The organism is Streptomyces sp. YIM S03343 (assembly GCF_054729195.1).
Map to the genome: position 1 here is coordinate 84,190 of NZ_JBPUKX010000001.1, position 19,957 is coordinate 104,146.

Genomic DNA, 19,957 nt, shown 5'->3' on the forward strand with positions numbered 1-19,957 from the left:
GCGATCACCCATCTCCTCCACGGTGCCCAGGTCGCGCATCGGGCCAGGCCCGCGGATCCATCCGCTGGGCGAATCCGGGCGCAACTCACCTCTCGAGGTGCCGTTGTGTCCAGTCGACCATGTAGGGCAGCACTTCGTCGAGGTAGTTGGTGCAGACGTGTTCCCCGTCCGGGTAGAACTTCAGTTCCTTCTCTCCGCATGCCCAGTTCATGAACTTCTCGGCCTGCTGCCGCCCGCCGGTGACGACCTGGTCCTGCCCGGCGTGGAGCACGAGCAGCGGGCGGTCCAGGCGCGGCGAGTCTGCGATGTCGTAGCCGAGCTTGTCGACGGCCTGCTGCAAGGTGTCGGTTCCGGCCGCGTGCGGGAATCCCTTGATGAGGATCGGATTGGCTCTTCTGACGGGGAGCAAGAAGCGCAGGTCGGCGGGTCCGCAGTTGCCGACGACGCAGGTGATCCTGGGATCGTGGGCGGCGGCGCTGGGGGCGAAGTATCCGCCCATGCTGAAGCCGATGGCGCCGATCCGGCTGGTGTCGATGTGGTCGCCGTGGTGCTTGTCCGTCCAGTCGATGACCGCGCTCACCGCCGTGTGGTAATCGGGGATCGCCTTCATGGACGCCCACATCTCGCCCTGGCCGGGGCCGTCGAAGGCGATCGTGTTCAGGCCGGCATCGTAGAACATCTGCCCTACCGCATGCTGTTCGACCTCTTTCAGGTTGTCCAGCCCGTTCACTTGGACCACCAGCGGTCGGCCGGGAGTGGGCTGCAAGCGCAGATAGGCGGGGATGGTCGTGCCGCGGAACGGGATGTCGGCCCGCAGCGGTCGGCCCTGCCCGTTGTGCAGGGTGAGCGCCTTGGGGTAGACCGACCAGATCTTCTCCAGGCACCTTTGCTTGATGTCGTCGTCGAGGTAGAAGAAATGCTGGCCGACATGGAAGCAGCCGATCGCCTCGTGCATCCATCTGCGGGCGCATTCACGGTTCCCGTGGGCGAGGGCGTCTTCAGCCATGAGTTCCAGCCGGGAGCCCTCCTCGTACCATTCCCGGCACCAGTCGTGCCAGCGGTGCACGCGCCCGACGACACGGCGGGTTCGTTCCAGGTCGACACCGGAGAGCAGAAACCGCGTGTACCAGTGCCGGTAGACGCGGGCCTCATTGCAGACGAGACGGTAGAAGATCTTCTCTTTGAGGGTCAGCCCTGACATGGAGCACCTCCTGGTGGGGTCGAGGCCGTGCTTGGGGAGTGCGGCGTTGACGTCACGCCATGGCGTGTGGCCGGTGTTTGCCGGACCACCTACTCTCCAAGTGGAGAGTAGCACTATGCTCTCCACATGGAGAACCCTGCGCGCCTCACATCCGACTCCGCCCGCGACGACCTGCTGGACGCCGCGCAAGGCATCTTCGCCGTCCGCGGCTTCGACGCAGCCAGCCTCCGGGACGTCACCGAACGGGCCGGTGTAGCGCACGGGATGGTGCGCCACCACTTCCGGTCCAAGGAGGGGCTGTGGCAGGCGGTGGTCGACCGAGCGGTCGGCCGGTACCGCGACGCTCTCGCGCCACATGCCGAGCGGGCCGCCGCCGGCGATCCGCCCGGCACGCGGGCAGCCTCCCGCGCCGCGGTACGCAGCTTTCTTCAGGTGAACGCGCTCCATCCGGACCTGCTGCGGCTGACCCTGTACGAAGGTGTTCGCGGCGGCTGCCGCCTGGAATACCTGCTGCAGCGCTACGCACCTGTCGCCGCGCTGATGGAGCCGCTGTTCAAACAGGCACAGCAAGCCGGGTTCCTGCGCCAGTTCGACCAGCGGGCGTTCTTGATGTTCCTGCTCACCGCGGGGGCGATGCCGTTCGCTCTGCCGGGCCTGTCCACCGGCCTGCTCGGTTCGCCCCTCGAACCCGGCACCAACCACACCGAACGCCACATCAACCGGATCCTGGACACCCTCTACGGCCCTGAGACCGTTCCGCTGCCGGGCGAAGGAGCTGACCGCGGTTGACAGCGTGGTTGTCAGTGGTCGCCGTAGTGTTCCGCTGTGATTTCGCGGCTTGTAGTTGGTGTGGTGGGGGTGGCTTGAGCTGAAGATGGTCCCCGTGACGCGTCGGCACCCGCTCACGAGGCAAACAACCACGTCGGCTGTCGGCACCGATACGGTCTTCGCAGCACACGCGGGGGTGCTGGTCTGATGAGAAACGGCCGCCGCGGTCGGCGGGCCGGTAACCCGGACACGAGGGCCGAGATCCTCGCCGTAGCGCGTCGGCAACTGCTCACCGACGGCTACCACGGGCTTCGCATGCGGGCCGTCGCGGCCGAGGCGGGGGTGGACGTGGCCCTCGTCAGCTACTACTTCGGTTCGAAGAAAGGACTGTTCGGCGCGGCGCTGTCACTTTCGGTCAGTCCCCCGGATGCGTTGCAGGCGGCGATCGCCGGCGACCCTGCCACCCTGCCGGAACGGGTGCTGCGCACGCTGGTCGCCGCCTGGGACGACCCTGTGCAGGGTGAGCAACTGCGTCTTATGGTCAACGCCGCCATGCACGAACCGGACGTGGCACGCCTGCTGCGTGACGTGCTGCAGACGGAAATGGTCCACCAACTCGCCGACCGGATCGGTGGCGTCGACGCCACCGCCCGAGCCGCCGCGTTCGGCGCCCAGCTGGCCGGGCTGATCCTGGTCCGCTACGTGCTCGCCATCAACCCCATCGCATCGATGCCGGTGGACGAACTGGTGCACTTCGCTACCCCCGGCCTGCGCGCGGCGATGCGGGGACCGACCGGTCGGCGCAGACCGGTCGCCCCGGCCGACGACAGCCCGTGACGGCCGGTCACGCGCCGAGCGGCCATCCCAGCGATCAGGCAAGGCCCTCGCCAAACCGACGAGGTCGGCTACGACGGCGTCGGCGGTGTCCGCACGCAGCGGGTGCGGCTGCTCCTGGCGCGCGTCGTGGTGTACTTCGTGCTGGCCCTCGCCTTCTTCGAGCGATCTGCGGTCTTCGGACCCGACGACGTCGGCGAACTCGCCTACGCGCGCCGTCTGCTGGGACATCTGGACGCGTCGATGCTCCTGCTGGCCGACGCCTACTACGACGCGTTCGACTTCCTTCAGGCCGTGCAGGACACCGGGGCCCGTTTCGTGCTGCGCTCGACCCGCAAGCGGCGCCCGACTGTGCGCCGCCCCCTGCCCGACGGCTCCTACCTCACCGCAGTCCTGCCGCGCCGCCACCGTGCCAGGGCGAGCGGGCAGCAGGTGGAGGCGCGGGTGGTCGAGGCGTGGCTCACCGTCGTCCTCGCCGACGGCACACAGCGCACGGAGCTGTGGCGGCTGCTCACCAATCTTCTGGAAGCCACCCGGCAAACGAGACTTGCTGCGGCTCTACCACCGGCGCTGGCAGGCGGAGACCTGCTATTTCTCGCTGAAGTCCACGATCTTGGACGGGCGAGTTCTGCGTTCACGCAGTGTCCCCGGTCTTGAGCGGGAGTTTTCCGCACTGCTGACGGTCTACCAGGCGCTGATCCGCATGGCCGGCGATGTCACGACGGCCAGGCCGGGACTATCCGTCCAGCTGATGAGCTTCACCGTTCTGTTCCAGGCCGCGGCGGACCAGATCATCGTCGTCCCGGGGCCAGCCCGGGGCAGTACGACGTCGTTGATCGGGGATATCGGCCGGGCCGCGCTGGCCAACCTCCTCCCCGAACAGCGCCGCCAGCGGCTGAAGGCCCGCTACCGCAAGAGACGCGGGTGCAGGCGGGCGCCTTCCGGAAGAGGAGCAGGCCATCAGTATAGAGCCGCAGCCAAAACCGGAGAGTGGTGCAATGACTAAGGCCCTGAACCCGCAGCGTCGCCTCGTCGGTGGCCGCGCCGTGGTGAACCGCGACTGGATCCGCGAGCTCACCGGCGCCAGCGTCGGGACCGCAGCCCGCTGGTACAAGGTGCGCGACGAGCAGCCCGAGGAGCACCGTCACCCGGAGAAGGAGCGGGTCGACGGGAAGGACTTCTACGACGAGCAGCAGTTCCGCGACTTCTACACCTGGTTCCAGGAGCAGAAGGCGAGCAAGGTCCTCAAGGCCGACCCCGAGCTGTACGAGCTCGACGCGGAGACCGTCGTCTCCATCAACCTGGCCGCCGAGCTGCTGGGCTTCGCCGGGGCCTCGACGATCCGCAAGTACCAGCAGGCGAACCCCGGCTACTTCCCGGACTCCGTCGGCGAGGTCGAGGGTCCCACCGGCCGCATGATCCAGGCCTTCCGCGTCGGCGACCTGCAGGACTTCGACCGGGGGCGCACCGGGGACAAGCTCGGCAAGGCCGGCCGCCGCCCGGGACCGCAGCCCGAGGCGCCCGTCGGCAGGCCTTCGGCCCTCGAGGAGGTCCTCGCGGCCGAGCTGAGCGCCCATGCCGGCGGCGAGCCGCTCACCGCCACGCAGCTCGCCGAGCGGTTCGCCGGCGAGGCGATCGATCGCGACGGCTACAGTCCGGGGCTGGCCGCGGAGCTCAGCGTGCAGTACGGGGGGCCGCAGAGGTCCTGGGAGTGGGTCGTGCGCAACGCCCTCGAGCACCGCCCCGCGGCCGCGCCGACCCGCACGGAAGCAGACCGGCGGGCAACCGTCGCCCTGGCCGCCCTGCGCGAGCGGGGCGATGTCCGGGGGCTTGCCGCCTCCCTCGCCCGCGAGCACGGCGGCAGCCCCGACGTCTGGTCGCGCGCGGTGACCGCGGCCCGCCGACTCACCGATCCCACCACCTGAACGCTCCTACCAGCCGGAGGACGATCTGCCATGCCCAGCTATCAGCTCCGCGACACCGCCACCCGCCGACTCCTCGCCCGCGGTCTGGCCGACTACGCCGCGGCCGAGGCCGCGGCGGACCGCCTCGACGACGAACTGGAACACGGCCTCGCGGCCAACGGCGAGGGCGCCGGGCGCATCCGGCTGCGCCTCGACGTCGAGAAGGTCACCGCCGGCAGCACCGAGACCGTCGGACACCACGTACTCCTCCTGGGCGTCGACGACCCCGCCGACCCCCTGCCCGCGCTGTAAGCGACTCCGCCCGGATCCTTGCTCTCGCCCGCGGATCGGGCGACGACGGTGACGACCCAGCGCCTCACGATGGAGCTCCGGTGCCCCAAGCCGATCAAGTCCTTCACGCACTGATCGATCCGCTCGTGCCTGCCGAGGACGCCGAACTCATCGCCGGCGTCCCGCGCGCCGCCGCACTTGACGGCCAACCTTGATTTGCCGAGTCGGTCTCGATGAGCCGTCCGGCCCGTCGCTGTCCGAGACCGCGGGGGTGGTTCTAATGGATGCCGGGAGCGTTTTCAGCGCACCAGGAGACTGATAGCGACCGCCAGCCGTTCGAGGTAGAACTCCCGGGATGCGGCCTGGTGCTTGAGGCCGATCGATGCGCTGATCATCGTCTGTGCGACAGGGAGGGCCGCCTCTCGTCCTGACTCGACGGCGATCGCGTCTGTGATCAGTTCCTCGAAACGTCGCGGCGTGGTCTGGACGATCTCTCCGAGGAGGTCGGGATTGTCCTCGATAACTGTCGCGACCTCGCGCGTCAGCGGGCCGATGTAGCGGCCCGCCCACTGGTCGAACGCTTCGAGGAGGCGCTCCGAAAGGGGGCGGCTGCTGTCGGCCAAGACCTGCTCGGCAGCGGTGATGTCGCGATCCAAGGCCTGGGTGGCCGCGGCGCGGAACAGAGTCTCCTTCGAGGAAAAGAGGAAGTAGAGCCCGGGCCGGGAGATGTGCGCCGCCCGCGCCACCTCCTGCATCGAGGTCTTCCGGTAACCGAATCGCGCGAACGTGGCCATGGCGGACTCCAGAACCATGGTTCGACGGCCGGTATCAGCGACTGTCGACGGCGGGTGGCCAGCGTCGGGACTGCTCATGGAACGAGCATACGAGCGAGAAACGAACTATACAAATCAAGTCTAGTGCGTACAGTTGCCGCCATGAACACTGGCAGACTCATCTGCACGCCCTTCACCTCCTCCAACACCGCGGACGAGGTGCTGCGGGACATCGACCTCACCGGCGTCCGCGCGATCGTGACGGGAGCTTCCTCCGGACTCGGGATCGAGACAGCTCGTGCGCTGACCGCTGCCGGGGCGGAAGTGACGCTCGCCGTCCGGAACACGACTGCGGGTGACGCCGTCGCCGAGACGATCGGAAAGTCGACCGGAGGGATCCGGCCCCGCGTCGTCCGGCTCGACCTCGCCGACAGGGCCACCATTACACGGTTTGTCGAGGCGTGGGGCGGCCCGCTTCACCTGCTGATCAACAACGCCGGCGTGGTCACCGGTGGCCTCGAACGGACGCAGGAGGGCTGGGAGCTGCAATTCGCGACGAACCATCTCGGCCACTTCGCGCTGGCCACCGGCCTTCACCACGCCCTGGCCCGGGGAGCGGCCGACCGCGACGGAGCACGGATCGTCTCCGTCAGTTCGACGGCGCACATGCGGTCCGGCATCGACTTCGACGACCTCCACTTCGCGCGCCGCAGCTACGACCCGCAGATCGCCTACGCCCAGTCGAAAACGGCGAATTCCCTCTTCGCCGTCGAGGCGACCCACCTATGGGCGTCCGACGGTATCGTCGCCAACGCGGTGAATCCCGGCGGTATCGCAACGGGACTGCAACGGAACTTCACGCCGGAACAGAAGGCGTCGCTCGACGCGGCCGAGGCCGCCGGAGTCTTCATGTACAAAACGGTTGAGCAGGGGGCCGCAACCAGCATCGTCGCGGCCGTCGCCCCCGAGTTCGCCCATTCCGGCGGCCACTACCTCGATGATGCACAAGAGGCCTACACCGTGCCGAACGACGCCGACCTCGCACAGCACCCGCACGGTGTCAAGGAATGGGCGCTCGACCCCGCCACCGCCAAGCGCCTCTGGAGCATCTCGACCGACCTGCTCCACGTCTGACCTCTCGACACCACAGCAAGCTGCACCGAGGCAACCTATCGCACGCCCGCGAGAGCGATCCGACAGAGAAGACCTAGCAACCCGTCACAAAGCGTGACGACCCTTGGAGGTATTCGACACGCCTGAGTATTGCTCGCCGCCAGCAGGCGACCTTCCGTACGGTGCAGGCCAACAGCGCGCGTCGTCGACGAGTGGCCCGTCAAGGACCCCGGCGCAGGCGGACACGGACGACGAGCAGTCATCTTCAGCCCCAGCAAGGCAGTTGACTCCTACCACCGGCCTACGACCAGCCCGACCAGCCGTCAACCCACGCCACCACCGGATTTGACGAACTACCGGTAATCGACTGTCGCCGATTATCGAAACCCGCAGCGCCTGGAGATCGCCTCGAGGGACAGGTCGGTGGTCTCCAGCAGCTTGTATACGCACCAACCTGGACATGATCATTCATGCTGGCTCAGTCGTCCCAGTGGGCCAGAACGCGTTGGCGGATGTCGGCCGGGTATGCTTGGGCGAAGGAGCTGTGCGGCATGCGGCCCGCGCCGGGGGCCGGTTGCAGGCCATCGTGGACGACGACCGAGCCGTGGCCGATGTGCCGTTCGACAGAGGTGTAGGACATCATCAGCGGCATGATCGGACCGAACCAGGGTTCGGCCCGATGGGGCGCGTGGATACGGGTGGCCACTGCCCACAACAGGTCGTCGTCGTTGGCCGGTTCGATGTCGTCGTCCAGGACGAAGATTGTGGGGGTCATCCGACCGGAGCGGGTGCGGCTGAGGACCTTGCCGATGCGGTGGGTGAACTCCTGGGTGTCCAAGCCCGGGAGGGCGTCGCGCCAGTCGGCGGGCACCGTGATCACGGTCCAGTGTGCGGCAGCCCGCGGCGGGCACCACACGGTTGTCACGGGCAGCGCGGCGCTACGCAGCGCGGCGAGGATCTCGGCGGCGTAGCCGGTGCCGGTGACGGTGTGCAATTCGTCGACCGGTCGGCCCTCGGGCACGATCGGCCAGATCGGGTCGCTGCGGTGGGTGATGGCCTCGACGGTGTAGACCGGCTCCATGCCGGTCTCGTCGGGCACGTATCCGGCGAACTCGCCGAACGGGCCTTCAACGCCGCTTCGTTCCACTGACAGGTGGCCCTCGATGACGATCTCCGCGCTCGCAGGGACGAGCAGGTCGGACAACTCGGCCTTGACCACCTCGATAGGCTCGCCGTACAGCGCGCCGATGAAGCCTGCCTCGTCGGCCCCGGCCGGGATCGCCATGCCGCCGATGACGGGGACTGCCGGGTCGCCGCCCTGCACCAGGGCGTAGGGCATGGGCTTGCCGAGGGTGGCCCACTGCTGCCAGACCTTTCCGATGTGCTGGTGCACGGAGACCATGCCGGTCATGTGCTTGCCGTCGATCATCATGATCCGGGCGATGGACCAGTTGGTCCAGGCGCCGTCCGGGGTCTGGGCGATGATGACGCCCCAGGTGTTGGCATACCGCCCGCCATCCTGCTCGTGCACCCGCGGCACTGGGAAGCGGTCCAGGGTGGCGGCGTCGCCGGTGAGCACGTGCTGCTTGCAGGCGGCGTCCGCTCGGGCGATCTCCTTGGGCGGTACGGGGGGCAGGTCCCGGACGCGGGCCAGGCGGTCCACCAGTTCGGCGGCGGTGGCCTCGGCGGGCATGCCGAGCGAGAGCGCCATCCTGGCCAGCGGCTTGCCGGGCGCCGCACTGAAGGCGGCGGGTGCGCCGAAGAGCCGGAAGCCGGGTTCGGCGCCGGCGACGTTCTCGAAGAGCGGCGCAGGGGTCTGTCGCTCGTAAGACAGGCGAGTGATGGCAGCGGCTTCCAGGTCCGCGCTCACCTCGCGGTCGATGCGCTTGAGGTCGCCGAGGGATTCCAGGGCGGCGATGAGTTCACGCAGGTCGGTCAGATGAGCCATGTCAGGCAGTCTCCTGTTCGGATTCCTCGCTGGGTCGGCTGGGGCGGCCCATCCCTTGCCAGCGCCTGACCTTGCCGGACTCGATGCCGAACTGGTCCAGTACGCGGGCCACGATGTGGTCGACGATGTCGTCCACCGAGGCCGGATGGTTGTAGAAGGCGGGCATAGGCGGCACGATCGAGACGCCCATCCGGGCCAGCGCGAGCATGTTCTCCAAGTGGATCTCGCCGAGCGGTGTCTCGCGGGGCACCAGGACGAGCCGCCGCCGCTCTTTGAGCGTCACGTCTGCGGCCCGCGCCACCAGTCCGTCCGCGTAGCCGGCCCGGATCCCGCTCAGCGTCTTCATACTGCACGGGATGATCACCATGCCGTCGGTGCGGTACGAACCGGACGAGATCGTCGCGCCCTGGTTGTCGGGGGCATGATGGACGTCCGCCAGCGCGACGACCTGCCGGGCGCTCAGCCCAGTCTCCAACTCCGCCGCGGCACGGGCCCAGCAGCTCATCACCAGGTGGGTCTCGACATCGTCGTGCCCACGCAGTTCCTGGAGGAGGCGCACACCGAGCACCGCGCCGGTGGCACCCGTCATCCCAACGACCAACCGCATGCTCAGCTCCACATTCAGTATACGGAATGTCCGTCCACTGAATATACTCAGGCCATGACGGACCACGCAATCACCACGCCCCCCGGACCCCAGATCCGCCCCGGTCTACGGGACTCACTTCCCCACCAGCTGCGACGCGCGACCCAGGCCTGGACCGCGCTCTCGCAGCGACTGGCCCCCGACCTGACCAACCCTCAGTTCGCCGTACTCGCCGTACTCTCCGAGGACGGCAGCCTCGACCAGTCAGCGCTGGGCGCCCGCGCCGCGATCGACCGCTCGACCCTCACTCCCCTGCTGGACCGGATGCACGCCCGCGGACTGGTGATCAAGAACACCGACCCCGACAACCGCCGCCGCCGCGTCATCACCCTCACCCCAGCCGGACGGCGCCTCCTCGAGGAGACCTACACCCAGCTCGCCACCATGTACCAGCAGCTCACCGACCGCTTCGGCCAGCGCGGTCTGGAGGAGTTCGTGGAACTGCTGCGCGCCCTCGCCGACACTCTGGAACAGACCCCGTTGCCCGGCTCCACGAACGCCACCCCTTGACCACCGGACGTGCCGTTTCAGGTGTGGGGCGAAGTGTCCAGGAACCGCTGCCCGAACGGCGCCCCCTCGTTCGGGTGAGGTGTGACGGGAACGGCCGCGATCCGTCCCCGCGTCAGGGGAGTGCGGGCCACGGTCTCCTTCTCCCAGTCCTCGAACAGGCCAGGGGCTTCGGGTCACGGCCTGCGTCCTGATACCAGCGGACGAAGGCGCCAGCGGCTGGGCGGTCGGCGTCGCAGGCCGGGCACATGTCCGGCTGAACGGCGTGTTGTTGTGACCTCGTGGTGGCGGGGCGAGGTCGAGACGGCCGCGGTCGAGGAGGAACCGCATGAGTTTCCTGAGTCAACCTCTATGCCGCCAGAGGCGTGTCGGCGGTCGTGCTGATCTTGTTGTTGGCTTGGTGGATGGCGGGGTCGTAGCAGGTTCCGGTGCGCCAGCAGGCCCACATCACGCGGAGCCAGGCACGGGCCAGGATGCGGATGGCGTGGGGGTGGCGCTTCTTGCGGGCCCGGGCGTCGTTGTAGATCTTGGCCGCCCAGTCGCTGGCGTGCCGGCTGTTGTCGGCGAACGTGGTCAGCGCCACGCGGGCTCTCCGGTTCGTCGCGAAGCGGAAGGCGACTGTGCGCGACTTGCTCGAGGCGCGCGTGACCGGGACGACACCCCTTCAGCGATGAGCTGCTCGCAGGTCTGGGCGCGTTCCAGGATCGGACCGATCTCGCCGATGACCTGGCCGAGGCTGACCTTGCCGACGCGCGGCATAGTGGCGAACAGCGGCGCGTAGGCTCGCCGTCGGCAAGAAGATCTCGGCTGAGGACCGTAGTATGACCTGCCGGCGGAGTCCACCGAAGCGGATGAGATCGCCACGTTCCTCACGGCGCACCTCGGTTGGAGCCTGCTGCCCGAGGAAGCGCCACCACCAACCACAGCACCGTCTCCGGACGACCACGGGCACCCTGGCCGACGAGCAGGACGGCTGCGCTGACATTCTTACCGTCCAGTCGTCCGCGAAAGCCATGTCGTCTGAGAACGCCGCGAGGCAACGTTCTCAGACGACATGGCACGCCAGCAGGTCAGCAGCCCTCTACCCGCCAGATGAACTGCGACAGGACAACTCCCCTCTGATTGTTCACTTGTCGAGGTGATGATCCCGGTCTCGATCTGTGTAGCTGCTTTCTTCGAACGTGGAGACGTCGCAGCTGATCGCGACCGCCATTTCTGCTGCCCGTTCCTGCTGCCCGGTGCGGCATATGTCGCGTGTGATGGGCCTGGCATGGAGGGCGGAGATATCTGCTGCGGATCGGACGGCGTGTCTATGAGGCGTCACGGGTGAAGCGCCAGGCCCCGCAGGCGAGGGCGAGTGCGAGGTAGAGGGCAGGGTCGAAGAGGGCGAAGGAGAGGGAGGGGGCGCGTTCCGGGTAGAGGGGGTGTGGGTGGAGCTGGCCGAGGGTGTCAGCGGCGTTGCTCAGCATGAGCTTGCTGGGCAGGTGGGACCAGCCTTCCACCGCCTTTGCCGCGCCGTAGCCGAGGTAGACCAGGGCGAAGAGCGCGGCGATGGCTCCGGCGGTGTGCCGAATGACGGTCCCGAGGCCGTAGCCCACGATGGTGACGACGAACAGGTACAACCCGGCACAGGACACGGCGCGCAGCACGCCTGGCGTGCCCAGGCCGACGTCTAGGTGCTGCCTGGCCAGGACGGCCTGTCCGATGAAGAAGCTGGTGAACGCGGTCAGCTCGCCGAGCAGCAAGGCGAATCCGCCGATGACGAGGGTCTTGGCGGTGTAGGCGAGTGCCCGCCGGGGTGTCGCGGTCAGCGTCGAGTGGATCAGTCCGGTGGTGTACTCACTGCTGACGCCCAGCACGCCGAGGACGCCGAAGGCGAGGACGGCAAAGGCGAAGCCGGAGAGTGAGTCGCCCACCGGGTCGAACTGGGCCCGATCGGCCTTTGCCATGTGCGGCCAGGCGCTCGCGGTGTGGGCGACGTCCATGAGGCTCAGCGCCAGGCCGAATGCCACGGCTATGAGAGCGGTGATCCAGGTCGAGCGGAGGGAACGCAGCTTGATGACCTCGCCGGCCATGGCACCTGTCAGTGCGGTGGGCATCAGTGTCCCGTTCCTTCGGTCCGGTATTCCACGGCGGATTCGGTGAGGTTGAGGTAGGCGTCCTCCAGTGAGGCGCCGACCGGAACGAAGTCCGTGATCGGGACATCGGCGAGCAGACGTCCTCGTCCGATGACGAGAAGATGCTCGACGCTGAGGGCCATCTCGCTCATGAGGTGGCTGGAGACCAAGACGGTGCGCCCTTCGGCGGCCAGCGACCGCATCAGGGTCCGGATCCACCTGATGCCTTCCGGGTCCAGGCCGTTGGCGGGTTCGTCGAAGATGAGGACCGGGGGGTCTCCGAGCAGTGCGGCAGCGATGCCCAGCCGCTGCTTCATGCCGAGCGAGTAGGTGCCGATCCTGCGGTGGGCGACATCGACGAGGCCGGTGAGCGCGAGTACCTCCTCGACCCGGCTACGCCGGATGTGGTTGGTGGCCGCGAGTGCGGCCAGATGCACACGCGCCGCACGGCCCCGGTGGACGGCTCCGGCGTCGAGGAGCGCGCCGACGCGGCGCAGCGGCTGCTCGGCCTGGCGGTAGGTCACGCCGTCCACCAGGGCGCGGCCAGCGTCCGGGGTATCCAGGCCGAGGACGGCGCGGATGGTGGGTTGGTCGAGGACGGCGGAGGGCGGTGCCGCCGCGCGCCTCGAAGCCGTAGCCGGCCGGACCGCCGGTGCCGGTGACGACGTGGCGGGCGAAAGTCCACGATGCTGCAGTGCCGGATCTGGCGGACCAGCAGTTCGGTGAGGAAAGCGTTGCGGCCGTCCGACCCCGTACCCGACTCACTGGAGACGACGTGAATACCCCTACCGCCATCCGGCTGAAGGCCGCGGACGCGAGCGTGACCGTCCTGAGCAACACCGCCTTCGTCACAGACTGGTCCCGCCGCTACTTCGGACCGTGGTGGAACGCCTTCGAGGTCCCCGCCGGCAGCGTCTGCGCCGGGCCCCTGGTCACCGCCGACGTCGACACCAAGGCGTACACCGACCTGGCCGCGCGGCTGGCGTACGTGCCGCACCACGCGGCCACCTACGCCAAGGCCCCCGCCTGCTGCTGGCCCGCGACAGCACCGGCACCATCACCGCCGTCTCCCCGGACGAACAGCTCGCCCACCGCTCCGAGCAGTTCGGCGGACACGTCGCCGTCTGCGGGCACGCTCCCGAACCCGTGGCGCTGGCCGCTGCCCGCATCGCCCGCGAGATGATCCGCGCGACCCTGCTGCGGGACGGCTGGACGCTCCTGCACGCCTCCGCCGCTGTCCGCGACGGCCGGGCCCTGCCCGCCTTCGGCGACAAGGGCGCCGGGAAGACCACCACGGCTCTGCTGATGGCCCTGCGCGGCGCCCAGCTCCTCGCCAACGACCGGGTGTTCATCAAGCGCATCGACACCGAACTGCGCGTACTGCCCTGGCCCTCCGCAGCGGCCATCGGGCTGGGACTGCTGGACGCCCTCGGCCTGTACGACACGGTCCGCGACCGGCTCCAGGCCGGGGAGCACCTCCACCCCACCCAGCACCAGGACGTCACCGACGCTCTCCTCGCTGGAAACCGCGAACCGCTGTGGGAGCCCGGCGGCAAGCGGGAACGCAAGGTCCAGGTCTTCCCCGACCAGTTCGCCGACTGGTTCGGCATTCAACTGGCAACCAGCGGCCGCGCCGCCGCGCTGCTGTTCCCCCGCATCGACCCCACCGCCACCCCGGCTCTGACCGAGGGCGAACGCAGCCTTCGTGAGGGCGACTTCATGAGCGGTGCCACCGAAGACCGCTACCCCGACCACTTCGGCCTCGCCCAGGGCATCGACGGCGGCGGCAGCGACCTGGCCCGCGCAGACGTCGCCGACCGCCTCGCCGCACTCCCGCACCACCAGGTCGTCCTCGGCCACGACGCGGGCGCCAACGCCGACTTCCTCACCAAACTCTCCGACAGCCTCTGACCTGCGACCCCGAGCCCCGATCGGCCTGCACCTCACCCGCAGCCGGCCGGGGCTCCTTTACACCTGCCCGGGCGCCGTTGACGGCTGGAGTGCCTCGCCGCAGCACCTTCCCGGATGCGGCGGGAGCCGCAGTCTCCGACGCTGGAGGCGTGAGGGCCTCAGCGCTCCCGGGCGGGCGAGCCGGGCCGGGCTCACCCGTCGGGCACGTGCGGGCATGTGTCGCGCTGCTGGTAGCGGCCCGGCACGCCGGTGCCCGCAGCCGCCCAGAAGGGCCGGGAGTCGTGGAAGTGGCTGCCCAGGGTGTGCCAGGACAGGCCGGGGTTCTCATGGCGCAGAGCTTCCAGGCCCGCAGCACGCCGGATCAGCGGCGGCGGCGACTCAGCCCAGTCCCGGAGCGGAGGGCTGGCCCCCATCGGCTTGCCGACGTCCTCTGCGGCCGGAGGGACGGCTGGCGTGTCCCGCTTCGGGGGCTAAGCCGGTGATCCCGAGGTCGGTGTCGGGTCGGCAGTGTGTGCAGGCGCCGGTGCCGTCGGCGAGGAGCCGGCGCGCCTCTTCTTGTCCCACGGGGCGGCGCCGTTTGCCCGCCAGGTGGCAGGTGCCCCGGTGGACCTGCGTGGGCGGTCGGCCGACACCGATCCCGAGCTCCACGATCCACTCGGGCGTCTGCGGCCTTGTCCGCCGACCGTGTTCCTGCTCGGCCTGCCGCTGCAGGAGCCGTTCGATCCTGCGGTCGATGCGTGCCAGCCACAGGGCGTGCTACACCCGCATTCTGCGGAATCAGGGCCTGTCAAGCAGCTCGGCATGCGGTGCGGGGCTGCGCTACGGTCGGAAGCCGGCCTGTCTGGGTGGCGCCGACGGGATGGTCGGGGGTGCGCCACATGCTCCCGCGGTGCCGGCCAGCAGGCTTCCCGAGGCACGAACGGGACTGATCATCATGGCCCTGCCGACGGGCAGGGCCACCTCTAACTGGCCGTGACGCTGACGCCGTCACCTGGACGACGGACGGGCGGCTCCGGAACGTGTCGACATGACGGCCGGGAGTTTCTCGTCCCGGCCCACCCAGCGGGCAAACGGGCGGCCCCGGACCGCACGTCGGCGCGGGTCCGGGGCCAGCGATACCTGTCGCGCCGCGTCACTGGTTCGACGCCTTTTCGGTGCGCAGGGTTGTCGCGTCGGTTGGCTACGAGGCGGTCGATGTCCCGATGCCGTGGGCGAGGAGGCTCTCGGCGGTGTCCGCGATGGTGTCGTCGATGGGACGCGCTCGCCACCCGAGGAGTTTCTCCGCCTTGGTGCTTGTGGCGTCGAGATCCCGGCCGAGCTGGTGCTTGAGCAGGCGCAGTTCCGGGTTCACGATGCCCAGTGTGCGGGCGACCCACACGGGCAGTTCACGGGTCGGGGCCTTCGCGGCCCTTTCACCGAGGCGGTCGTGCAGGATGCGTGCGATGTCGATGACGCGCAGGCTGTGCCCGGCGATGGCCAGGAAGCGTTCGCCGGCGGCTGCCGGATCGGTCATCGCGCGCAGGTGCAGATCCGCGACGTCGCGCACGTCGACGAAGCCCATCCCGAAGGGAGGGCACGCGGGAACCTGTCCTTCGAGCATCCTGCGGACCAGACGCAGAGATGGCGGGTCGTCCAGGCCGAGCAGGGGTCCAAGGACCCCCACGGGATGAACCGCCGCCAGTTCCAGGCCACCGCCTTGGTCCTGGATGAACTGCCAGGCGGCGCGTTCGGCGAGTGTTTTGGACCGCTGGTAGGGCGGGATGTCGCTGTCGACGTCTGTCCAGTCCTTCTCGGTGAACGGGGTCGAGCGCGGGGGGTGCCCGATCCCGATGGCGCCGAAGGCGCTGGTCAGGACGACCCGGCGCACACCGGCGTTGCGGGCTGCGCGCAGCACCCGCAGGACGCCCTCGCGTGCGGGGACCACCAGGTCGTCGTTGTTGGTCGGCGTGTGGCGCAGGGTTGGCGAGGCGACGTGGAGGACGAAGTCGCAGTCGGCGACGGCAGCGTCCCAGCCCTTGGGGTGTTCGAGGTCGGCGCGTACGACGGTGAGTCGGTCGTCGTCGAACGGTGTGGCCGCGTGCAGCCAGGAGCGCAGTGCCGGCTCGCGGTGCAGGTCGCGGACTGTGGTGCGGACGGTGTGCCCGGCGTCGAGCAGGGCCTGGATGCACCAGCTCCCGATGAATCCGGTTCCTCCGGTGACCAGTACTCGTGTCATCTGTCTCTCCTTCAGCTCTCGGCTCGTGCGGTAAGGGGTGCCGGCGGGTGCGTCGCACGGTGGCGCTGGGTGGCGGCCACGCTGCTTCCGAGGCCGATCATGATCGGGTAGATGACAGCGCGTTCGAACAGGCCGATGTTCCACATCCAGCCGGTGAATACGTCGGTGATGAAGAGGGGGAACGCGATCAGTCCGGCGGTGCCGAGCGCGGTGCTCGCGATCGACAGGCCCCTGGTGAGACCGATGCGGGTTCCGCCGGTTCCGACGGCGATCGCCATGATGTTGCCGGTGAGCATGACGCCCTGCGCGCCGACGGTGTGGAAGGCGATCAGGCCGTTGTCGACGTTGGCGTTGGAGCCCTGGACGATGCCGACGAGCGAGACTCCGACACCGGCGAGGACGGCGAGGCTCACGATGATGATCGGGCGGGCGCCCTTGCGAGGGTCGAACACGAGGACACGCTGATGATCAGGAGGGTGCCGTAGATGACCCAGCCGGTGTCCATGACGGCGCCGAGGGGGGAGTTGGCGACCTGTCCGAACGCGGTCTGCAGCGGGCCGGTGAGGCCGAGGTGGCTGACCCAGTTGTATAGGGGCGAGTACGGCGGGTCCTGCCATGCGGCGGCGGTGATGAACTCGGCGACCCAGGATACGAGAGGCCCGAGAAGGATGAGGAGGGCTCCGGCGCGGGCAGCGGCGCCGGAGCGGACGATGGGGTTCATGAGAGAGCCATTCCGGGAACGCGCTGGCGGATGGCCTCCATCTCGGCCTCGTCCGAGACGCCTTGCCAGTCGTACCGGGGGGTGTACGGGGCTTCCAGGGCGCGCACCTCGTCGTCGGTGAGCTCGATGTCGAGGGAGGCCACGGCCTCGTCGATCTGCCGGACCGAGCCGGCGCCGACCAGCGGCGCGGTGACGACCGGCTGGCGGCGCAGCCAGGCGAGGGCGACCTGTGCGCGGCTGACGCCGTGGGCGGCGGCGACCTGCCCGACCGCGTCGATGATCGCGTGGTTGGATGCCTCCTCGGCCGGCGAGTAGAGCGTGTCCGCGTAGGCGCCGTCCGTCTCGGCGCGCACTGTCGAGCGGGCGTCGTCCCAGGCGCGGGTGAGGCGGCCGCGGGCCAGCGGCGACCAGATGATCGTGCCGACGCCCTCGTCCAGGCACAGCGGGATCATCTCGCGCTCCTCCTCACGGGCGAGGAGGTTGTAGTGGTTCTGCATCGACACGAACCGCGCCCAGTTGTTCTCCTTCTGCAGGCGCAGCGCCTTGGCGAACTCCCATGCGTGCATGGACGAGGCGCCGAGGTAGCGGACCTTGCCGGCCTTGACGAGGTCGCTGAGGGCTTCGAGGGTCTCCTCCCAGGGGGTGGAGTGGTCGTTGCGGTGGATCTGGTAGAGGTCGATGTAGTCGGTGCCCAGGCGGCGCAGCGAGTGGTCGACCTCGGTCATGATCGCCTTGCGTGACAGGCCGCGTCCGTTGGGTCCCAGCCGCATCGGGTGGCGCAGCTTGGTCGCGATCACCACTTCGTCGCGGTCGGCGAAGTCCTTCAGGGCGCGGCCGAGGATCTCCTCGCTGGAACCGTTGGAGTACATGTTCGCGGTGTCGAACAAGTTGATCCCCGCTTCCAGCGCATGCTTGATGAGCGGGCGTGCGTCCTGTTCGCCCTTGGACCAGACGGGGTGCCCGCGGTCGGACTCGCCGTAGGTCATAGCGCCTATCGCGATCGGGGATACGTCGAGGCCGGTCGTGCCGAGCTTGATGTAATACATGACGCTCCTTAGAGTATGCGGAGAACTCTCCAGATAACGTAGTGGAGAGCTCTCCACTTAGCAAGGTGAGGTCCTGTGGTCCGCTCAGACGCCCGTGAGAACAGGGCGCGCATCCTCGCCGCCGCACGCGAAGCACTCGCGGCGGACGGCGGCACGTCGATGAACCAGATCTCCCAGCGCGCGGGAGTCGGCGCGGGCACCCTGTACCGCAACTTCCCCACCCGCGAATCACTGGTCCTGGCCGTCTACCAGGACGAGGTGACACGCATCGTCGGCACCGTGCCCGATCTACTGGCCCGGATGCCTCCGCTGGAGGCGCTCCGCAACTGGACGATCGACCTCGTCGAGGGCATGCGCAAAAAACACGGCCTCGGCGAGGCCCTGGGCCCGGGCGCACACCAGGCGATCAGCGAGCAGAGCTACGGGCCGGTCATCGCCGCCATCACCCAGCTCCTCGACGCAGGCAAGAGGGACGGCAGTATCCGCCCGGACGCCGACCCGGGAGACTTCCTCCAGCTCACCGGCGCCTTGTGGCGCGCCGCATCCAGCCCCGAGGACCGGGCACCCCACATGCTCGCGCTCATCCTCGACGGACTCCGCCCCCACCGGTGAACGACGCGCACGCGACAGGGCCCGTCAGACGAACGACTCTGTGGAAGAAGATTTGTCAAGCTTGCGTTGCTTTGCCCTGTCGGACGCCGGGAGTGTCAGCCTCGACCAGGCACGCGAATCCCGCCTCGCTGCGGAACAGGTCATGACCGGATCCGTGACAAGTACGGCCCCGGTTCCATCGGCCCGGCCACCGCCAAGGCCCGCTGCGCATGACCGGCATCGGCGGCCGCTACCACCTGCTGCTCGTATCGGGTGGACGGCCGGTGCAGCACGGCTGGTGGGGCCGCGAGGATGTGGCGCGGGACAAGTTCCGCCGCTGGGTCGGCGCCTACGGGAGCATGCCCGCCGCCCGTACCACGCTCACGGACGAGGAGACCGGTGATCTGCCGGCCGGCTGGCCCCAGGAGCGGTAGACCGCCACCGGCTACTCGACGGCCGGGTCCTCTTCGGCGTGCCGCACGGCCTTCTTCACGGCCTGCTCCACCTCGAACCGGCCGGCCCCGGTGGCCGCGGCATGCGCGGTGACAGCCGCCTGCACCGCCTCGGCAGCCTCACGCCAGCACGGCACGGATCCTAGACAGCCCGCTGGGTGCTCCGGCGATCGGACCTGACGCCCGATCGGGTAGAGCCGCTGCCGGCGGCTGGTCTCACGGCGCCCGACCGCGGCCGCCACAGCCATAGCGGGCCCCTGCGCCACCCCAAGGCGCACACTTCGGGTCCGTGGCGCCAGCCTCACGGCGAACAGGCTCGTGGGGCGAGGGCGAAGTGCCAGCCGTCGAAGCCGTGCACCGCACTGTCCCTGGTGGTGCCCGTGCCGGTGCTGCGGCGTGGTGGTGGTCTGGCAGGCTTCGGCCCGGGGTGGTGTCCGTTACTCACTTTCGGATGATGGCAAGAGGTGCGCCGGGGTGCGTGGCGGGCGGCGGTTGGGTGCCAGGGACCGGTGTGCGGCGTCCGACGGGGACCGCGCCGGCGGCTGCTACCTGTCGCTCCGCCTGAACCGCCTGTTCTCGTGGCGATGCTGGGTCGGAGGCGAACTGGGTACGCAACGTCTGCGCGGCAGACGGAAGGGCGGTGCTGCGGCACGGCCGCCGCGAGAGAGTGCGCCTCGAGGAGGTCGAGTCGGCCCCGCGCACCGATCCTGCAACGCTACCTGGCCGTCGCGCCGGGAGCCCGGCCCACCTGCCGGTAGGCCGGGAGGCCCCGCTGGAGGACTTCGAACGCATCGCGGCACAGATCACCGTCTTCCGGATCACCGTCGGTGAGCCGGAGCCGGGTGCGGCCGGCATGTAGGCCGGGCGCGGCAGGCGCGGACGGGGTACGTGGCCCTGTGCGACAACCAGGGCAGCCAGT

At 69.2% G+C, this 19,957-nt stretch carries 25 protein-coding genes and 1 pseudogene; 11 read left to right on the forward strand and 15 right to left on the reverse strand.

The annotated features are described in order from the left end of the window. Nucleotides 1-85 precede the first annotated feature (85 nt). The gene (locus ACSYGN_RS00385) at nucleotides 86-1,201 is read right to left on the reverse strand and encodes an alpha/beta hydrolase family protein (RefSeq protein WP_460390629.1); all 1,116 of its coding nucleotides are present in this window, start codon (nucleotides 1,199-1,201) and stop codon (nucleotides 86-88) included. Nucleotides 1,202-1,327: 126 nt separating this feature from the next. Between ACSYGN_RS00385 and ACSYGN_RS00390 the strand changes: the two genes are divergently transcribed. From ACSYGN_RS00390 to ACSYGN_RS00410, 5 genes are all read left to right on the forward strand, one after another. Further along, entirely contained in the window at nucleotides 1,328-1,990 is a 663-nt protein-coding gene (locus ACSYGN_RS00390; RefSeq protein WP_460390631.1) for a TetR/AcrR family transcriptional regulator, read from the forward strand. Between the two features lie 186 nt (nucleotides 1,991-2,176). Continuing rightward, on the forward strand, nucleotides 2,177-2,806 hold the full coding sequence (locus ACSYGN_RS00395) for a TetR/AcrR family transcriptional regulator (protein ID WP_460390633.1): 630 nt from the start codon (nucleotides 2,177-2,179) through the stop codon (nucleotides 2,804-2,806). A gap of 102 nt (nucleotides 2,807-2,908) precedes the next feature. Next, nucleotides 2,909-3,460 (forward strand): hypothetical protein, encoded by a 552-nt coding sequence (locus ACSYGN_RS00400; RefSeq protein ID WP_460390635.1) that lies wholly within the window; start codon nucleotides 2,909-2,911, stop codon nucleotides 3,458-3,460. A gap of 341 nt (nucleotides 3,461-3,801) precedes the next feature. After that, complete coding sequence (locus ACSYGN_RS00405; RefSeq protein WP_460390637.1) at nucleotides 3,802-4,728, forward strand: hypothetical protein; 927 nt, start codon at nucleotides 3,802-3,804, stop codon at nucleotides 4,726-4,728. Between the two features lie 30 nt (nucleotides 4,729-4,758). Further along, nucleotides 4,759-5,019 (forward strand): hypothetical protein, encoded by a 261-nt coding sequence (locus tag ACSYGN_RS00410; RefSeq protein ID WP_460390639.1) that lies wholly within the window; start codon nucleotides 4,759-4,761, stop codon nucleotides 5,017-5,019. Between the two features lie 278 nt (nucleotides 5,020-5,297). Here ACSYGN_RS00410 and ACSYGN_RS00415 read toward each other — a convergent pair whose 3' ends face one another. Next, the gene (locus ACSYGN_RS00415) at nucleotides 5,298-5,870 is read right to left on the reverse strand and encodes a TetR/AcrR family transcriptional regulator (RefSeq protein WP_460390641.1); all 573 of its coding nucleotides are present in this window, start codon (nucleotides 5,868-5,870) and stop codon (nucleotides 5,298-5,300) included. 63 nt (nucleotides 5,871-5,933) lie between these two features. Here ACSYGN_RS00415 and ACSYGN_RS00420 point away from each other — a divergent pair, with 63 nt between their 5' ends. Further along, the gene (locus ACSYGN_RS00420) at nucleotides 5,934-6,905 is read left to right on the forward strand and encodes an SDR family NAD(P)-dependent oxidoreductase (protein WP_460390643.1); all 972 of its coding nucleotides are present in this window, start codon (nucleotides 5,934-5,936) and stop codon (nucleotides 6,903-6,905) included. A 457-nt stretch (nucleotides 6,906-7,362) separates the two neighbouring features. Here ACSYGN_RS00420 and ACSYGN_RS00425 read toward each other — a convergent pair whose 3' ends face one another. Both ACSYGN_RS00425 and ACSYGN_RS00430 read right to left on the reverse strand, forming a co-directional pair. Then, nucleotides 7,363-8,832 (reverse strand): UbiD family decarboxylase, encoded by a 1,470-nt coding sequence (locus ACSYGN_RS00425; protein WP_460390645.1) that lies wholly within the window; start codon nucleotides 8,830-8,832, stop codon nucleotides 7,363-7,365. Nucleotide 8,833: 1 nt separating this feature from the next. Continuing rightward, a complete protein-coding gene (locus tag ACSYGN_RS00430; RefSeq protein ID WP_460390647.1) occupies nucleotides 8,834-9,439 on the reverse strand; it encodes a non-oxidative hydroxyarylic acid decarboxylases subunit B in 606 nt (201 codons plus the stop codon). Between the two features lie 54 nt (nucleotides 9,440-9,493). On the opposite strand from ACSYGN_RS00430, the gene ACSYGN_RS00435 reads away from it, so the two are divergent. Continuing rightward, complete coding sequence (locus ACSYGN_RS00435) at nucleotides 9,494-9,988, forward strand: MarR family transcriptional regulator (RefSeq protein WP_460390649.1); 495 nt, start codon at nucleotides 9,494-9,496, stop codon at nucleotides 9,986-9,988. A gap of 112 nt (nucleotides 9,989-10,100) precedes the next feature. On the opposite strand, the gene ACSYGN_RS00440 is transcribed toward ACSYGN_RS00435, so the two are convergent. From ACSYGN_RS00440 to ACSYGN_RS00455, 4 genes are all read right to left on the reverse strand, one after another. Next, entirely contained in the window at nucleotides 10,101-10,235 is a 135-nt protein-coding gene (locus tag ACSYGN_RS00440; protein WP_460390651.1) for a DUF6300 family protein, read from the reverse strand. Between the two features lie 99 nt (nucleotides 10,236-10,334). Further along, complete coding sequence (locus ACSYGN_RS00445; protein ID WP_460390653.1) at nucleotides 10,335-10,568, reverse strand: hypothetical protein; 234 nt, start codon at nucleotides 10,566-10,568, stop codon at nucleotides 10,335-10,337. A 727-nt stretch (nucleotides 10,569-11,295) separates the two neighbouring features. Continuing rightward, nucleotides 11,296-12,084, reverse strand: a complete 789-nt coding sequence (locus ACSYGN_RS00450; protein WP_460390655.1) for an ABC transporter permease — start codon at nucleotides 12,082-12,084, stop codon at nucleotides 11,296-11,298. Further along, a complete protein-coding gene (locus tag ACSYGN_RS00455) occupies nucleotides 12,084-12,797 on the reverse strand; it encodes an ATP-binding cassette domain-containing protein (RefSeq protein ID WP_460403125.1) in 714 nt (237 codons plus the stop codon). Before ACSYGN_RS00455 ends, ACSYGN_RS00450 begins: the two co-directional genes overlap by 1 nt. An 80-nt stretch (nucleotides 12,798-12,877) precedes the next feature. On the opposite strand from ACSYGN_RS00455, the pseudogene ACSYGN_RS00460 reads away from it, so the two are divergent. Then, nucleotides 12,878-14,013, forward strand: a pseudogene (locus ACSYGN_RS00460) (phosphoenolpyruvate carboxykinase (ATP)). A 191-nt stretch (nucleotides 14,014-14,204) separates the two neighbouring features. Here the strand turns inward: ACSYGN_RS00460 and ACSYGN_RS00465 are convergent. The 6 genes from ACSYGN_RS00465 to ACSYGN_RS00490 all read right to left on the reverse strand — a co-directional run bounded on the left by ACSYGN_RS00465 (nucleotide 14,205) and on the right by ACSYGN_RS00490 (nucleotide 17,995). Continuing rightward, on the reverse strand, nucleotides 14,205-14,426 hold the full coding sequence (locus ACSYGN_RS00465) for a hypothetical protein (protein WP_460390657.1): 222 nt from the start codon (nucleotides 14,424-14,426) through the stop codon (nucleotides 14,205-14,207). After that, complete coding sequence (locus ACSYGN_RS00470) at nucleotides 14,392-14,661, reverse strand: DUF6233 domain-containing protein (RefSeq protein ID WP_460390659.1); 270 nt, start codon at nucleotides 14,659-14,661, stop codon at nucleotides 14,392-14,394. The genes ACSYGN_RS00465 and ACSYGN_RS00470 overlap by 35 nt, the downstream gene beginning before the upstream one ends. A gap of 532 nt (nucleotides 14,662-15,193) precedes the next feature. Beyond that, entirely contained in the window at nucleotides 15,194-16,228 is a 1,035-nt protein-coding gene (locus ACSYGN_RS00475) for an SDR family oxidoreductase (RefSeq protein WP_460390661.1), read from the reverse strand. A gap of 11 nt (nucleotides 16,229-16,239) precedes the next feature. After that, complete coding sequence (locus ACSYGN_RS00480) at nucleotides 16,240-16,680, reverse strand: hypothetical protein (protein ID WP_460390663.1); 441 nt, start codon at nucleotides 16,678-16,680, stop codon at nucleotides 16,240-16,242. Next, nucleotides 16,638-16,949, reverse strand: a complete 312-nt coding sequence (locus ACSYGN_RS00485; RefSeq protein WP_460390665.1) for a hypothetical protein — start codon at nucleotides 16,947-16,949, stop codon at nucleotides 16,638-16,640. Before ACSYGN_RS00485 ends, ACSYGN_RS00480 begins: the two co-directional genes overlap by 43 nt. Further along, complete coding sequence (locus ACSYGN_RS00490) at nucleotides 16,946-17,995, reverse strand: aldo/keto reductase (RefSeq protein WP_460390667.1); 1,050 nt, start codon at nucleotides 17,993-17,995, stop codon at nucleotides 16,946-16,948. The genes ACSYGN_RS00485 and ACSYGN_RS00490 overlap by 4 nt, the downstream gene beginning before the upstream one ends. A 75-nt stretch (nucleotides 17,996-18,070) precedes the next feature. Here ACSYGN_RS00490 and ACSYGN_RS00495 point away from each other — a divergent pair, with 75 nt between their 5' ends. Together ACSYGN_RS00495 and ACSYGN_RS00500 are read left to right on the forward strand one after the other, a co-directional pair. Continuing rightward, on the forward strand, nucleotides 18,071-18,607 hold the full coding sequence (locus ACSYGN_RS00495) for a TetR/AcrR family transcriptional regulator (protein WP_460390669.1): 537 nt from the start codon (nucleotides 18,071-18,073) through the stop codon (nucleotides 18,605-18,607). 209 nt (nucleotides 18,608-18,816) lie between these two features. After that, a complete protein-coding gene (locus ACSYGN_RS00500; RefSeq protein WP_460390671.1) occupies nucleotides 18,817-19,020 on the forward strand; it encodes a hypothetical protein in 204 nt (67 codons plus the stop codon). Between the two features lie 11 nt (nucleotides 19,021-19,031). Here ACSYGN_RS00500 and ACSYGN_RS00505 read toward each other — a convergent pair whose 3' ends face one another. Next, nucleotides 19,032-19,175 carry a hypothetical protein gene (locus ACSYGN_RS00505; protein WP_460390673.1) on the reverse strand — a complete coding sequence of 48 codons (144 nt, stop codon included), beginning with the start codon at nucleotides 19,173-19,175 and terminating at the stop codon, nucleotides 19,032-19,034. A 503-nt stretch (nucleotides 19,176-19,678) separates the two neighbouring features. Here ACSYGN_RS00505 and ACSYGN_RS00510 point away from each other — a divergent pair. After that, nucleotides 19,679-19,897: a hypothetical protein gene (locus tag ACSYGN_RS00510; RefSeq protein ID WP_460390675.1), complete on the forward strand. Its 219-nt coding sequence runs from the start codon at nucleotides 19,679-19,681 to the stop codon at nucleotides 19,895-19,897. Nucleotides 19,898-19,957 lie beyond the last annotated feature (60 nt).